Here is a 15,433-nt window from a genome sequence, read left to right as displayed (position 1 = left end):
CGCGGCCGGGAGACCACCATAGGGTGTGACCCAAGCTCAGCCCGCACCACCTCCGGCGCGGTACCTTCCTGTGCTGCCCGCTCCTGCGCACAGCTCCGAGGGCCATGCCGCGCGCGGTGCCGAGGACAGTCCTGCCAGAAGTGCTGCAAGCCTGGATCCGGACCTGCTCCCTCCTGCGCCGCACGCCAAGCATCGCGGCGGCCAGCGCCGCCGTTGGCTGCGGGCCGCCGACCAGATGGGCGCCGCCGCCGCGGAGCTCCTGGCACTTGCCGTCCCTGTTGACTGCGTCTGCTGTGGTGCGGAGGACCTGGCCTTATGCGTCGCGTGCGAACGCCAAGTGCGCCTGCTGACCAGGCACCCGTTCCGGGCAGAGGAACAGGCGCCGGCCCTGATGAATGTCGACGGCGGCCTGATCCTTCCCGTGGTGGCGGCGGGGGTGTACCGCGAGGAGTTGGCACAGGCCGTGCTGTCGTTCAAGAGCCATGGCCAGCACCAGCTCACCACTGTCCTGGCGCGGGGCCTGGGGCGGGGCATTGCCGCGGCCGTGGCCGGCGTAGACGGCGTCTGCCTGGTTCCGGTGCCCAGCAGTACGGCCGGCTACGTCAAGAGGGGCTTCAGCCCGGTCCACCTCCTGCTTGCAGAGTTGCGGCGTGGGACCACCCTTCCCGGGGCATCGGTGGTTGACGTGGTGCGGAAATCCCGGCGCCGCGCCGCACTGGAACGGCTGCCTGGAGGTCAAAAGGGACTCGGCCGTGGAGCCCGGGCGAGCCGGGTCAGGGGGTCCATGAAAGTCCCGGAACGCCTGGTCGCGCGAGTGTCCGGCCGCCGGTGCATCATTGTCGACGACGTCCTCACCACGGGGGCCACATTGGCGGAAGCAGCCCGTGCCCTCCACCTCAGCGGCGCCGTGGTGGTAGGGGCGGTTGTGCTCGCCGCGACACGCCCGCCGGATTCAGCTGGCGGCGAATCGCCCGGCCCGTGAGCTGGCGGAAAGCTGCCCGTCTTAGAAAAAAATAAACGAAGAAAGGATGAATAACAGGTGGCTATGAACTAACGTCGGTTGTGGGTACCAAGAACAAGTTGTACCTTTCGATGGCGGCTCGGAAAGGGGCTCGACTGTCAAGCAGATCGGCCCATGGGAAGTGTCGCCGTCGTGTCACCGAAGTCATTTGGAGGGCACCATGGAGTTTATGATCAGCGGACGAAATCTGACGGTCTCAGACCGCTTCCGCGAATACGCCGGTGAAAAGATCTCGAAGATCGAATCACTTGGCGACAAGGTCCAGCGGGTTGATGCGAAGGTTTCCAAGGAAACGAACGCACGCCAGACCGGAGACCAGCTCACTGTTGAAGTGACGGTACTGGGACGGGGACCCGTAATCCGTGCCGAAGCTAGCGCCGCAGACAAGTTCGCTGCGTTCGATCTCGCCTACACCAAGCTGCTTGAACGCCTCCGCCGCGCCAAGGACCGCAAGAAGGTCCATCACGGGCGCCACACCCCCAAGGCAGTACGTGAGGCCACCGCGTCATTGGAACCCGCCAGTACCAGTGAGCCCCTCTACGTCGAGGCGAGCCATCACAGCGAACCCCAGGCAACACCAGTTCAGCCATCGCCCTATGAGGTCGAGAACGACATTCCGGCAGGGGACTCCCCGGTGCTGATCCGGCGCAAAGTTTTCCCTGCAGCCTCCCTCACCCTTGACGATGCCGTGGACAATATGGAGCTCGTGGGTCACGATTTCTACCTCTTCGTGGACAAAGCCACCAACACGCCCTCGGTGGTCTACCGGCGCCGTGGCTGGACGTACGGCGTAATCACCCTGGACCACGAATGCGAACCGGGGGACACCGTCGTCGAAGAAAAAATCATCGCCTACCGCTCCGATGACGCGGCTGCAAAAGTCTAGGGTGGTTCACACCCCTCAATGAAAGGACTGATGTGCCAGCGACGCTGAGCCTTAACCAGGCCCGGCGGATCGCCCTGGCAGCTCAGGGACTCGACAAAGGACGGCCCGCCGGCCCCCTGACCTCACGGACGGTGGGCCGTACCTTTGCCCGGATCCAGCTTGTCCAGATCGACTCCGTCAACGTGTTGTCCCGCAGCCACTTTCTGCCGTTCTTTTCTAGGCTCGGCAACTACGACCGCAACATCCTCCAGCGGATGGCCAGCTCGCCTCCCAGACGAATGATGGAGTACTGGGCGCACGAGGCCAGCTTCATCCGGCCTGATCACTTCCAGGACCTCCGATTGTGGCAGAAACGCACGTGGGTGGGGGCGTCCGCCATGGACCCGGAGCTGCGCGATGCGGTGGCCGGAAAGATCCTCGGCGCCCTCGCCGCCGGGCGGCCCAAGACGGCGGCGGAACTGACGGTCGACATAGGGCACGTGGAGGACCGGCGGGGCGACAACTGGGGATGGAACTGGAACGCCGTCAAACGCGTGCTTGAAGACCTGTTCGAGGCAGGCATCATTTCCGCGGCGTCCAGAACCGAACAGTTCGAGCGGAAATATGCGCTGACCGCCAGGGTGCTGCCGCGCCGGCTTGCCCCCGAAACCACGCCGGACCCTGTTGAGGCCATGCATCGGCTCATCGACGCGGCCGCGCAGGCCCATGGCATCGGAACCGTGAAGTGCTTCGCGGACTACTTCCGGACGCCTGTCAAGGCGGCCGCCGCGTCGGTGGACCATCTGGTCAGCCTGGGAAGGCTGGAACCGGTGGCTGTCGCAGGCTGGGATCGGAAGGTGTACCTCCATGCCAAAGCCGCCAGGCCGCGGCGGGCAGCTGGGCGAGCCCTCCTCAGTCCCTTTGACTCCCTGGTCTTCGAACGGCGCCGGCTGGAGGAGCTCTTCGGGTTCCACTACCGGATAGAGATCTACACGCCAGCACACCTCCGGCGCTTCGGGTACTACGTCCTGCCGTTTCTCCTCGGCGACACCATCGTGGCGAGAGTGGACCTTAAAGCGGACCGTGCAGCGGGGAAGCTGTTGGTCAGGTCCGCGTACGGTGAGCCGGACGCGCCGGCAGGGACCGCCGTCGAACTCGCCGCCGAGCTGGAACTCATGGCCGGATGGCTGGAGTTGGGGGACATTGTGGTCAGCCCGGTCGGGGATCTGGCGGAGTCCCTCGCGGGTGCACTGCATCACCGTGCCGGTCCACTCAGCTCTGAGGGAACACCGGCCGCGTGGCCTGTGTCTCTCCCGTAGACTAAAAACGCCAGAATTCGGCGGCATAAGACTGGGAGTATCTTCACGTGGCATCACTTATCGAAAAACTTCTCCGCACGGGTGACAAAAAAACCCTGCGGCAACTGCGGAACTATGCCGACTCCATCAATGCGCTCGAAGACTCGTTCAAAACCTTCACGGATGCTGAGCTCCGCGAGGAAACTGACCACCTCCGCGCCCGCCACCAGGACGGCGAGCAACTGGACGATCTGCTTCCGGAGGCGTTCGCTGCCGTGCGCGAGGCCTCGTCCCGCACCTTGGGCATGCGTCACTTCGACGTCCAGCTTATGGGTGGCGCGGCACTCCACTTGGGCAACATCGCGGAAATGAAGACCGGCGAAGGCAAGACCCTCGTGGCCACCGCGCCCGCCTACCTGAATGCCCTCACCGGCAATGGCGTCCACGTCATCACGGTGAACGACTACCTTGCGGAGTACCAGTCAGACCTCATGGGCAGGGTCTACCGCTTCCTTGGCCTGACCAGCGGTTGCATCCTGTCCAACCAGGATCCAGCGGTGCGCCGGCAGCAGTACGCCGCGGACATCACCTACGGCACCAACAACGAATTCGGTTTTGACTACCTCCGCGACAACATGGCCTGGGACCAGTCCGAACTAGTCCAGCGTGGCCACAATTTCGCCATCGTTGATGAGGTCGACTCCATCCTCATCGACGAAGCCCGCACACCGCTCATCATTTCCGGCCCTGCCCAGGGCGACACCAACCGGTGGTACAGCGAATTTGCCAAGGTGGTGCAGCGCCTGAAGGCCGGCGAGGACTACGAGGCGGACGAGAAGAAGCGCACGGTCGGCGTCCTCGAAAGCGGCATCGAAAAGGTGGAGGACTACCTGGGCATCCAGAACCTCTACGAATCCGCGAACACTCCCCTCATCGGGTTCCTGAACAACGCCATCAAGGCCAAGGAACTGTTCAAGCGGGACAAGGACTACGTCATCCTCGACGGCGAAGTGCTGATCGTTGACGAACACACCGGCCGCATCCTGGCCGGGCGCCGCTACAACGAGGGCATGCACCAGGCCATCGAGGCCAAGGAAGCCGTGGAGATCAAGGCCGAAAACCAGACCCTGGCCACGGTGACGCTCCAGAACTACTTCCGGATGTACTCCAAGCTGGCAGGTATGACCGGCACGGCCGAGACCGAGGCCGCCGAATTCATGGGCACGTATAAGCTCGGCGTGGTGGCCATCCCCACCAACCGGGACATGCAGCGTCTCGACCAGTCAGACCTGGTGTTCAAGAACGAGAAGGTGAAGTTCGACGCCGTCGTGAAGGACATTGCCGAGCGCCACGAAGAGGGCCAGCCGATCCTTGTGGGCACCACGAGTGTCGAAAAGAGCGAATACCTCTCCGGGCTGCTCGCCAAGGAGGGCATCAGGCACGAAGTCCTGAACGCCAAGAACCACGCCCGTGAAGCGGCCATCGTGGCGCAGGCCGGACGCAAGGGTGCCGTCACGGTAGCGACCAACATGGCAGGCCGAGGCACTGACATCATGCTGGGCGGCAATGCCGAATTCACCGCGGTGGCGGACCTGGCCAAGCGCGGGCTGGACCCGGAAGAGAATTCCGAAGAGTACGAGGCCGCCTGGCCTGCTGCACTGGAGGCCGCCAAGCAGTCCGTGAAGGACGAACACGAGGAAGTACTCAACCTCGGCGGGCTGTATGTCCTGGGAACTGAGCGGCACGAGTCCCGCCGCATCGACAACCAGCTCCGTGGCCGTTCCGGCCGCCAGGGCGACCCCGGCGAATCACGCTTCTACCTCTCCCTGACTGATGACCTGATGCGGCTGTTCAACTCGGGCGCAGCCGAACGGCTCATGAACAGCTCCGTCCCGGATGATGTGGCCTTGGAATCGAAACTGGTTTCCCGGGCCATCGCGTCGGCGCAGGGCCAGGTTGAAGGCCGCAACGCCGAGCAGCGCAAGAATGTCCTCAAGTACGACGACGTCCTGAACCGCCAGCGCGAAGCCATCTACGGTGACCGCCGCCGGATCCTCGAAGGTGACGATCTCCACGAGAAGGTCCAGTTCTTCGTGGAGGACACCATCACCGCCCTGATCGACTCCGCCACGGCCGAAGGCAATGGCGACGACTGGGACTACACCCAGCTGTGGACCAACCTCAAGACGCTTTACCCCGTCAGCGTCACAGCGGAAGAGATCATCGAGGAGGCCGGTGGCAAGTCCAAGCTCACTGTTGATTTCCTCAAGGAAGAACTGCTCTCCGACGCCCGCGTGGTCTACCAGACCCGGGAAGAGACCATCGGTTCTGAAAGCATGCGCGAGCTGGAACGCCGCGTGGTGCTGTCGGTCATCGGGCGTAAGTGGCAGGAACACCTCTATGAGATGGACTACCTCAAGGAAGGCATCGGCCTGCGCGCCATGGCACAGCGTGACCCACTGGTGGAATACCAGCGGGAGGGCTTCACCATGTTCCAGAGCATGATGGAGGCCATCCGCGAGGAAAGCGTCGGTTTCCTGTTCAACCTTGAAGTTGAGGTGACTCCGGCCCAGGATGTGGTGGTTCCGGACGCAGCCGGTGGCCACACCGAGCACGTTGAGCCGCAGATCCACGCCGCAGGCCTGGAAGCGCCGGAGAAACCTGCCCAGCTGCAGTACACGGCTCCCGGTGAAGACGGCGCATCCCAGACCCGGGTGGAAGGCCGCGCCTCGTCTAAGTCCGGCAACCCGGCCAAAGCTGCAGCGCAGGACGCCACCAAGCGTCCGGCCAAGAAAAAGCGACGGTAACGCAACCACGGTTTCCAGGACAAACCTGTAGGTCGTAGCTGGACACAAGAAGTGCCCGGAGCATTTGGCTTCGGGCACTTCTTCGTCTGGGAACACTTCCTGCCATTGTGGGCAACCGGTCAGCCCACCATGAACTCAGTCACCCGCCAGACCTGCTTGCTGCGTTCAAGCCGGACCGCTACCGCCCGGGCGCGGACATCGTCAACCACCACGGCGCTTGCCTCATAAATGCCCGGGGCGACCTCGCAGGCGCGGACCGAGCGCACGATGGAGTTCCTGTGCAGCCGGGCCAGGGCTGGCGAAGCGGACCGGGCCTGTTCGCGGCGGATCAGGGCCGAGCGGTGCTGCAGCACGGCGAGGCAGCGCGGATCCAGCCGGCGGGCGAGTTGGTGGATCGGCCGGATACCGGCGAGGACTTCCATGGCCGCCTGTACGGTACTGCGTGTGATCGCCAGGATTTCGGAGTTCTCGTCTGCAGCACGCAGTGGTGCCGCCGGCGCGGAAGTGGTGCGCGGAGGTACCTGGCGGACTCCTGCCCCGCCGCCCGGGCTGACCGTGGCGGAGCGGATTGGCGTAACTGCGTACATGTGATTCCCCTTAGTCGTGAGCTGCTGAATGTCGGAACGTCGGTCAGGCCGTGGAAGGTGCTCTCAATATCTGCCCGGGCAGCAGGACATGCGGACTTTCGCCGATCTGGGATTTGTTGGCCTCATACCAGCGGGGCCAGTGCAGGGCGACGTCCACATCCGAAGCGGCCGGGCCCAAATGGCGGGAGGCGATGTCCCACAGTGTGTCGCCGGCCAGCACGGTGACCTCACTTAATGCCGGCGTTGTGGTCTGCTCCGCCCGGACGGGCTGGGCAGCCATCAGGCCGGGGTCCGTGACCGGCGGGCTGGGACGCCAGTCGGGACGGATCGTAGCCGCAGGAGCCTGGGCCCCTGGGTCCCCGGGAGCTGTTCCCTCTGCTTCCGGGATCAGCGGGTGGCCGCTTGTGGGGGACCACTGGGCCTGGATGGCTACGCCGTGTACCCGTGTGTCCTGGACGGCCACTTCCTGTGTGGGTACCCAAGCGGGTCCGGCCGGAGGTACGGCGGCGTTCGCCAAGGGTGCTGTCAGGAGTTGCACCGAGAGTGCGGCCACAGCGAGGCGCCGCATAAACGCCGGACAACACTTGCCTGCCCTGTTGGCGGCCCGCCGCCTACCGCATTTGTCCAGCACGGCAGCCGTTGCAGCCGCAATCATCGAGAAGACCCACCACGCCACGATGGCCAGCCCGGCGGCAACTGCCGCGGCACCAAGTAGGTCATCTACGTCCAGGCCTTGCCGGCGGGCTGTGGACAGCTGCCACCGATCCACCATGCCCCAGCCGGCAGCGCAGAGGAAGAATCCCAACAGGAGGATGGACGCCGCCATAACGGCGTCTGCGCGGAGCCCGCGTGCTGTAGCTGCCGTCATGGTGCTCCCATCTTGTCTTTTGATGCAGTTTGATGTTGTTTGACCAATATAGGATTAGTTTGGCGCAGCTAGGCTGGATTTGTCCAGAGACTGGAGAGAAGTTGTTGGTGAATTGACCCCGGATGAAGCCGCGACCTACGCTTGGCCCCATGCGTTGGGATGCTCTGTTCACTGACATGGAGGCACAGTTCGCCGAGGGCGAGCGGCTGGCCGTTGATGCCGAGATCTCTGAGCGGGCGAGAGCGGAAACAGCCTCCGTAGCACTGGCTGATCGCTTGCGGGGTTCCCTGGACAGTCACGTGGCCGTGCAGCTGATGTGTGGGCGCGTCTTCGAAGGAACCTTGAGTCATGCCGGCGCCGACGCCCTGGTCCTGACCGAGTTGCGTCACCAAGTACTGATTCCCTATGGCGCGGCGGCGAGCTACGCAGGCTTGGGGCGGGTCTCCGTGGCCGAAATGTCGCAGGTGCGGCGCCGGATCGGATTGGCACATGCGCTACGGGGCCTCGCGCGGGACCGGGCCGAACTTGCCGTTATCCTTCGCCACGCGCCGGGACGAGACTCCGGGCTGGCCGGAGTCATTGACAGGGTGGGCAGTGACTTTTTGGACCTGGCGCTGGTCAGTCCAGGGGAGTCCCGGCGGGCATCGCAGGTCCGGCAGGTGGCCACGATTCCGTTTGCGGCGCTGGGTGCCCTCCGGTCACGGAGTGCAGGAGAGCTCTAGCTGCGGGCCGGAGTCAGCCCTGCTTGGCTTTGGCTTCCTGGATCATGCGGTTGGCCTCGGCGTAGCGCTCTTCGATGTATTGTTCCAGCATCTTTTCCTCGACGCGCCACTGCCCCCGGCCGCCTACCTGGATGGCCTTCAGTTCTCCGCTGCGGACCAGGGCATAGGCCGCCGGTGAGTTGATCTGCAGTTGTTCAGCAACATCGGCAAGAGTGAGGAATCTGGGCATAGTTCCATTTTGCCATTGAAGGTGCCATCTGGTGCGGTTATCCACAGTTTGATGTTGTTTGGTCTTTTGACTTTTGTTCCGGGGCCCATGCCGTAACAATGAGGTGTCCGGGCGCAGCCGACGGACTGGGCCGGAGCAAGGGGGAGAAAAGCATGAGTCACGATGCAGCTAGTACGGGTGCCCGGTTGAAACCACCGTCGTGGAAGGATCCCCGCCTGCTGGTTGGCGTGCTGCTGGTCCTGGCATCGGTGGTGGGAGTGATCTCCCTGATTGGCAGCGCCGATCAGACCACCGAGGTTTACGCGGCCCGGGAGTCCATTGCGGTGGGGGAGAAGCTGACCGCGGACAATGTGGTCCGGGCCAAGGTCCGTCTGGGTGAGACTGAGCAGCATTACGTCACCGTTGAGGCAGGGCTGCCGGACGGTCTGGTGGCAGTCCAAAGAATCGGCAAGAACCAGTTGGTACCCAAGGAAAGCCTGGCCACTGTGGATGCGTTGGACCGCAAGCCCGTGGCCGTGACCATTGATGAAGCGCTGCCGCCGCAGGCGGTGGCCGGGACCCGGGTGGATGTCTGGGTTGCGTTGCCGGATGCGCGAAACGGTTTCAGTGAGCCAAAGCTCCTGCTGCCGAGCGCGGAAATTGCGCAGGTGACCGCAGGCTCCACGGCATTGGGGTCCTCCCGCAACACTGTGCTGATGGTGCTGGTTGCCGACGGCCAGATGCCGGCGATCCTGGGCGCGCAGGCGAACCAGGCCAAGATTTCAGTGGTGTGGAACCCGGGCGGCGGAGCCTCATGAGCATTCCCGTGATCACCGTGGGCCAGGCCCGCGAGGACGTGGTGGGCGGGTTGGAGCGGCTGCACGGTCCCGTCACTGTGGTCAGGCGCTGCGGCGAACTGACTGAACTGCTTGCCGCCTGCCAGAGCGGCCTGGCACGGGCAGCGGTTGTCGCAGATGGCAGCGAGGGCCTGACTGCTTCGCTTGTTGACCGGCTTGGAGCCGTCGGCGTGGCGATTATCGCCCTGACGGATGACGCGGACGAGGCCGCCAGGCTGCGTGGGATCGGTGTGGCTTCCGCACTGACGGGAGTGGAGTCCGCCGCCTTGGCGGGCAGGATTGCCGAGGTGGTTGCCCAGCTGACCGGCACTGCCAAGGAGGCGACGTTCGGGAGTGGGCTGGGGGATACCAGTGCTGCGTTGCGCCAGCGTCCCGCCGACCAGGTGGAGGTGCCGCTGGCCTCCGGGGCGGGCAAGGTCATTGCCGTGTGGGGTCCCGCCGGTTCACCCGGACGGACCTTCGTTGCGGCCAACATTGCGGGGGAGTTGGCTGCAGATGGCAAATCCGTGCTCCTCGTCGACGCCGACAGTTACGGGGCGAGCATCGCGGCAGTCCTTGGCCTGTTGGATGAATCTGCCGGGATCGCGCAGGCCTGCCGGCTTGCGGACCAGGGTTTACTCGACGCCGGTGCGCTGCTGAAGGTGGCAACGCCCGTCACCACCAAGCGCGGGACTTTCCGGGTCTTGACCGGCATCACGCGGGCGGACAGATGGACGGAATTGCGGGCCGCTGCCCTTTCACTGGTGCTGGAACGCGCGAAGGAGGTTGCCGACGTCGTGGTTGTGGACACGGGTTTCTGCCTGGAGGCGGATGAGGAGCTCAGCTTCGACACGATGGCTCCGCGCCGGAATGCCGCGACCCTGCGCAGCCTGGAGCTTGCTGACACCGTCTATGCCGTGGGGGCCGCCGATCCCGTGGGCGTTCCTCGGCTGGTCCGCGGACTGGCCGAGCTCGAGTTGGCAGTTCCGCATGTGTCGCCTGTTGTGGTGATGAACAAGGTTCGGGCGGCGGCGGTGGGGAGATCCCCGGAACGCCAGCTGAAGGATGCGTGGGGGCGATATGGCCCTTCGGCGCAGATCGCGGCTTTCCTCCCGGCGGACAGTCCCGCTGCCGACGCGGCGCTGCTGGCCGGCTCTCTGCTGCTCGAAACAGCACCGGATTCCAAGCTCCGGCAGGCGATCGCAGAATTGGTTTGTGCACCTGTCCAGCGATCTTCCCGATCCTCTGTATTTTCTTCCACACCGAGGCTTCAGCGAAAGGGCTAGGCTCACCGTAGGAGCTGCAACGGTGCAGCATCAAACTTGTGATGGAGGCGTTTGTTGATGTCGTCTGGATCCAGCGTGGAGGATCAAGCCTTGGCTATTGGTGACCGGGAGGGATTCCTGGCCGATTATTACCAGCATCTCGCCGAAGAGGATGCCCGGACTTATTCCCCGGAGGCGCTGGCCAACCGGGCGGAAACCCACCGCGGTGTCGCCGCGAACCGGCAGCCCGGCCAGGCGCAGGTTTCCATCGTCAACGAGCAGGACAGCAGCGTTGTCTATGTCGTCACGGACGATATGCCTTTCCTTGTTGACTCGGTCAACGCCGAGCTGGTGCGCCAGAACGCCGCCATCGGGCTTGTGCTTCACCCACTGTTTGTGGTGACCCGGAACCGGGAAACGGGGCAGTTGGTAAAAGTTGACCGCGTCCCGTCCCACATCGGTCTCTCCAGCGGTGATACGGCGGCGATGCCTATGCTGTCGCACCTCATCGCGCAGGGCGAAAACGCCTCCCACATGGAGTCGTGGATCGCCGTGGAAATCAACCGCGTCTCCGACGAGGCGAAGGCGTCGTTGCTGGAAGGGCTGGACCGCATCCTGAGCGACGTGCGCGCCGCCGTCGAGGACTGGCCCAAGATGCGCAACAAGGCCCAACAGATTGCCGCGAGCCTGGACCAGGTGTCCCACCCTGCCCAGATTGCCGAACTGCGGCAGGCGCAGGAACTTCTGCGCTGGCTCGACGGCGGCAACTTCACCTTCCTCGGTTACCGTGAGTACGACCTCGTCACCGTCGAAGGTGAAGATGTACTGGAACTGCGCGAAGACAGCGGCCTTGGACTGCTCCGGGCGAAGCCGGGAGCTCCGCACATGCAGCACCTCACCGACGCCGGCCGCAAAAAGGCCCGTGAAAAGCGGGCACTGGTAATCACCAAGGCAAACTCGCGGTCCACCGTCCACCGCCCCGCGTACCTGGATTATATCGGCGTGAAGAGTTTTGACGCCGCAGGCAACGTCACCGGCGAGCGCCGCTTCATCGGCCTGTTCGCGACCAGCGCCTACGCCGGATCCGTCCGGAACATCCCCGTTGTGCGCGAAAAAATTGACGCCGTGCTGGGCAATGCCGGCTTCCCCCCGGACTCACACTCCGGCAAGGACCTCTTGGGGATCCTGGAGACCTACCCTCGGGACGAGCTGTTCCAGATCGAGACCGAGGACCTGGCGGCTACCGCAACCGGCATCCAAAAATTGCAGGAGCGGCGGCGGACCCGGCTGTTCCTCCGGCCGGACATCTACGGCCGTTTTATGTCTGCGTTGGTCTACCTTCCGCGTGACCGGTACACCACCAATGTTCGGCTCCGCATCGAGGAAGAACTACGGACCACGTTCCAGGCTGAGTCCATCGACTACGAGGCTCGGATGACCGAATCGGCCCTCGCGCGCCTGTTCTTCCGGATCCGCCTGCCCAAGGGCAGCGAGGTCAGCCACTTCAACGCCGATGAGCTTGAAGCGCGGCTGGTCCGGGCAGCCCGTTCCTGGAGTGAGGGCATCGCTGAAGTCCTGCGGGAACGCGGCGCCGATGAGAAGGCCAAAGAGCTCGCCGCCATCTGGTCGGAGGCTTTCCCGGCCGGCTACAGGGTGGATTACGAGGTCGAAGACGCGCTGGAGGACATCGCCCGTTTCGAGAAATACGGGGCTGAAGCCGAGCGCGCAGCCGGTGCAAGGCAGGAACGGCCGGGCGTCCACGTGTACTTGCCCAAGGGAGCCGGTGAAGTCCTTGAAGAGGATGCCCGCGTCAAGCTGTACATGTTGGAGCCCAAGAGCCTGAGCCAGATCCTGCCGTTCTTCCACAATCTGGGACTCGAGGTGCTGGATGAGCGGCCCTTTGAGATCGAGACGGCTGACCAGCGGGACTTCTTCCTCTATGACCTCGGGCTGAAATACCCCGCCGGCATTGATCCGCTGGCCACAGGACAGCTGCTGGCAGACTCGTTCGGTGCCGCCGTGTCCGGCGCCGTTGAGTCGGACAGTTTTGACCGGCTGGTGCTGCGTGAGGGGATGCAGTGGCGCCAGATCACGGTCCTGCGGGCCTACGCCCGGTACATGCGGCAAATGGGGAACACCAACTCGGTGGGCTTCATGGCGGACACTCTGCTCGCCAATCCCGTTGTCACCAAGGCCCTGACGGCTCTTTTCGCGGCCCGGTTCGACCCCGCCCTGAGCGGGACCGAGCGCCTTGCGGCGCAGGAGAAGGTCCGCGGCGAGCTGTCGGCTGCCATTGACGAGGTGGCAACGCTCGACGCCGACCGTGTGCTGCGGACCTTGGCGAACCTGATCGAGGCGACCCTACGCACCAACTACTACCAGTACAAGACGCACCTGAGCTTCAAGCTGGATCCCGCCCGGATTGAGGGTCTGCCGTTCCCGCGGCCGATGTTCGAAATCTGGGTCTATTCCCCGCGGGTCGAGGGCGTCCACCTCCGGTTCGGCAAGGTGGCCCGCGGCGGCTTGCGCTGGTCTGACCGGCGCGAGGATTTCCGGACCGAAATCCTTGGCCTGGTGAAGGCGCAGACCGTCAAAAACGCGGTTATCGTTCCCACCGGGGCCAAGGGCGGTTTCTTCGCCAAGCGGCTGCCCGACCCCGCCGCGGACCGTGCGGCGTGGATGGCTGAGGGTGTTGAAAGCTACAAGACGTTCATCCGGGGTCTATTGGACCTCACCGACAACCTCGTTACTGGAGCCGACGGCGAAACTGTAGTGCCGCCGTCGGACGTTGTCAGGCACGACGACGACGATTCCTACCTCGTGGTGGCGGCGGACAAGGGGACGGCCACGTTCTCGGACATCGCCAACGGGCTGGCCGCAGAATACGGGTTCTGGCTCGGTGACGCGTTCGCCTCCGGAGGTTCGGTGGGCTATGACCACAAGGCCATGGGCATCACGGCCCGCGGCGCCTGGGAGTCGGTCAAACGCCACTTCAGCGAGCTAGACGTGGACACCCAGACCCAGCCGTTCAGCGTGGTGGGCGTGGGAGACATGTCCGGTGACGTGTTCGGCAACGGCATGCTCCTGTCCCGGCACATCCGGCTGCTGGCAGCCTTCGACCACCGGCACATCTTCCTGGACCCCGCACCGGACACGGAATCGTCGTTCGTGGAACGGCAGCGGCTGTTCGAACTGCCCCGGTCCTCCTGGGACGACTACAACAAATCCCTCATCAGCGAAGGCGGCGGCGTGTACGCCCGCCAGGCCAAGTCCATTCCGGTGTCGCCGCAGGTCCGGGCAGCCCTGGGCCTGCCCGAGGCGACCACCGAGCTGAGCCCGCCGGAGCTTCTCCGCGCCATTCTGCTCGCCCCCGCCGATCTGCTCTACAACGGCGGGATCGGAACGTACGTCAAGGCCAGCACCGAGTCCAACGCCTCCGTGGGTGACAAGGCCAACGACGCCATCCGCGTGGACGGCAAGGACCTGCGGGTCAAGGTGGTCGGCGAAGGCGGAAACCTGGGCATGACGCAGCGCGGCCGCATCGAAGCCGCCCTGCAGGGCGTCATCCTGAACACCGACGCGATCGACAACTCGGCCGGCGTCGACTGCTCCGACCACGAAGTGAACATCAAGATCTTCGTTGACCGGATGGTGGCCGCGGACAAACTGACCCCGGAAGAGCGGGCAGGCTTCCTCGCCTCCATGACGGACGAAGTGGGGCGGCTGGTCCTTGAGGACAACGTGGACCAGAACATCCTGCTCCTGAACGACCGGATGCGCGTGGCCGAGTGGAGTCCCAGCTATGAGCGCCTGATGGACTGGCTCGAAAAGTCGGCCGACCTGAAGCGTGACCTCGAAGCGCTGCCCAGCACCGAAACGCTGCGGGAACGCCTAAGCCAGGGCCAAGGTCTGACATCACCGGAGCTCTCGGTGCTGGCGGCCTACGCGAAGATCGAGCTGGCCTCGGCGCTGCGTGACAGCGACCTCGCCGACGATCCGTGGTTCCGCGGGACTCTGCGCGCGTACTTCCCGAAGCAGCTGCGCGAGCGGTTCGACGCCGAACTGGACACCCATCCGCTGCGGCGCGAGATTATTGCCACGGTGGTGGCCAACGACATGATCAACATGGGCGGCATCACCTTCGCCTTCCGCACCATGGAGGAAACCTCGGCGACGGAGGTGGCTGTGGCCAAGTCCTTCGTGGCGCTCCGCGAGATCTTCGACCTGGACACCATGGTGGGGGAGCTGAACAGCCTGCCGGCATCGTTCCCCACCGAGCACTGGAGCACCGTCCACCTGGACATCCGCCGCCTGCTGGACCGCGCTGTCCGGTGGCTGCTGGCCCAGGGCGGCACGTCCCGGCCCATCGCAGGTACCGTGGCCGAATTCAAGCCGCTTCTGGACCCGATGCGCGCGCGGCTGCTGGACTATCTCCGTGGCGATGACCGTGACCGGGTTGCCAGCTGGCTGGAGACTGCCCGAGGGTGGGACCTTCCGGAGGGGCTTGCCTTCCGGTGGGCGGAGCTCTTCGAGAGCTTTGTCCTGCTGGACATCGCCAAGATCGTGCATGCCCGTAAGGAGCCGGTGGAGGAGATTGCGGCGGTCTACTACACCGTGTTCAACCGCTTCCATGCGGACTCGCTGCTGGAACGGATCAGCAGCCTGCCGCGCCAGGACAGGTGGCAGGCATTGGCTAGGGCCGCACTGCGCGATGACCTCTATTCCACCGTTTCGGACATGACGACGGCGGTACTTGAGTCGACCGTGTCCGGGGGCTCTGCGGAGGACAGGCTGAAAGATTGGGAACGCCAGAATGCCGAGCAGCTGGGCAGGGCGAAGAGCATGTTTGACGAGGTCAACTCACTCGAAGCCGACGATATGGCGTCACTGTCGGTAGCATTGAGGCTCTTGAGGTCAATCGTCCGACGCTAGGAATCCCGGCGTCGTAACTGGAGG

The 15,433-nt window shown here is 64.5% G+C and carries 11 protein-coding genes; 8 read left to right on the top strand and 3 right to left on the bottom strand.

Annotated features, from left to right (window positions below; all coding sequences use genetic code 11):
- The first annotated feature begins 25 nt into the window (after positions 1-25).
- The 4 genes from ACZY0Q_RS05515 (at position 26) to secA (ending at position 5,991) form a co-directional block, all read left to right on the top strand.
- Positions 26-982 carry a ComF family protein gene (locus tag ACZY0Q_RS05515; protein ID WP_463915178.1) on the top strand — a complete coding sequence of 319 codons (957 nt, stop codon included), beginning with the start codon at positions 26-28 and terminating at the stop codon, positions 980-982.
- A 199-nt stretch (positions 983-1,181) separates the two neighbouring features.
- Positions 1,182-1,907, top strand: a complete 726-nt coding sequence (gene hpf, locus ACZY0Q_RS05510; RefSeq protein ID WP_463915177.1) for a ribosome hibernation-promoting factor, HPF/YfiA family — start codon at positions 1,182-1,184, stop codon at positions 1,905-1,907.
- Between the two features lie 32 nt (positions 1,908-1,939).
- Positions 1,940-3,205, top strand: a complete 1,266-nt coding sequence (locus ACZY0Q_RS05505) for a winged helix-turn-helix domain-containing protein (protein WP_463915176.1) — start codon at positions 1,940-1,942, stop codon at positions 3,203-3,205.
- Positions 3,206-3,252: 47 nt separating this feature from the next.
- Positions 3,253-5,991 (top strand): preprotein translocase subunit SecA, encoded by a 2,739-nt coding sequence (secA, locus tag ACZY0Q_RS05500; protein WP_463915175.1) that lies wholly within the window; start codon positions 3,253-3,255, stop codon positions 5,989-5,991.
- Between the two features lie 119 nt (positions 5,992-6,110).
- On the opposite strand, the gene ACZY0Q_RS05495 is transcribed toward secA, so the two are convergent.
- Complete coding sequence (locus ACZY0Q_RS05495) at positions 6,111-6,578, bottom strand: Rv3235 family protein (RefSeq protein ID WP_463915174.1); 468 nt, start codon at positions 6,576-6,578, stop codon at positions 6,111-6,113.
- A gap of 43 nt (positions 6,579-6,621) precedes the next feature.
- A complete protein-coding gene (locus tag ACZY0Q_RS05490; RefSeq protein WP_463915173.1) occupies positions 6,622-7,446 on the bottom strand; it encodes a LysM peptidoglycan-binding domain-containing protein in 825 nt (274 codons plus the stop codon).
- 149 nt (positions 7,447-7,595) lie between these two features.
- On the opposite strand from ACZY0Q_RS05490, the gene ACZY0Q_RS05485 reads away from it, so the two are divergent.
- A complete protein-coding gene (locus ACZY0Q_RS05485) occupies positions 7,596-8,168 on the top strand; it encodes a hypothetical protein (protein ID WP_463915172.1) in 573 nt (190 codons plus the stop codon).
- Between the two features lie 13 nt (positions 8,169-8,181).
- On the opposite strand, the gene ACZY0Q_RS05480 is transcribed toward ACZY0Q_RS05485, so the two are convergent.
- Complete coding sequence (locus tag ACZY0Q_RS05480) at positions 8,182-8,397, bottom strand: helix-turn-helix domain-containing protein (RefSeq protein WP_463915171.1); 216 nt, start codon at positions 8,395-8,397, stop codon at positions 8,182-8,184.
- Positions 8,398-8,549: 152 nt separating this feature from the next.
- Here ACZY0Q_RS05480 and ACZY0Q_RS05475 point away from each other — a divergent pair, with 152 nt between their 5' ends.
- From ACZY0Q_RS05475 to ACZY0Q_RS05465, 3 genes are read left to right on the top strand one after another with little or no spacing between them, the layout of a single operon-like run.
- On the top strand, positions 8,550-9,194 hold the full coding sequence (locus ACZY0Q_RS05475) for an SAF domain-containing protein (RefSeq protein ID WP_463915170.1): 645 nt from the start codon (positions 8,550-8,552) through the stop codon (positions 9,192-9,194).
- Positions 9,191-10,498 (top strand): AAA family ATPase, encoded by a 1,308-nt coding sequence (locus tag ACZY0Q_RS05470; protein ID WP_463915169.1) that lies wholly within the window; start codon positions 9,191-9,193, stop codon positions 10,496-10,498. Before ACZY0Q_RS05475 ends, ACZY0Q_RS05470 begins: the two co-directional genes overlap by 4 nt.
- A 57-nt stretch (positions 10,499-10,555) precedes the next feature.
- Complete coding sequence (locus ACZY0Q_RS05465; protein WP_463915168.1) at positions 10,556-15,409, top strand: NAD-glutamate dehydrogenase; 4,854 nt, start codon at positions 10,556-10,558, stop codon at positions 15,407-15,409.
- The last annotated feature ends 24 nt before the right edge of the window (positions 15,410-15,433 follow it).

It is taken from the genome of Pseudarthrobacter lactosi (genome assembly GCF_055412785.1).
Note: the sequence above shows the minus strand (reverse complement) of the source record. Positions and strands in the feature narration are given on the sequence as shown.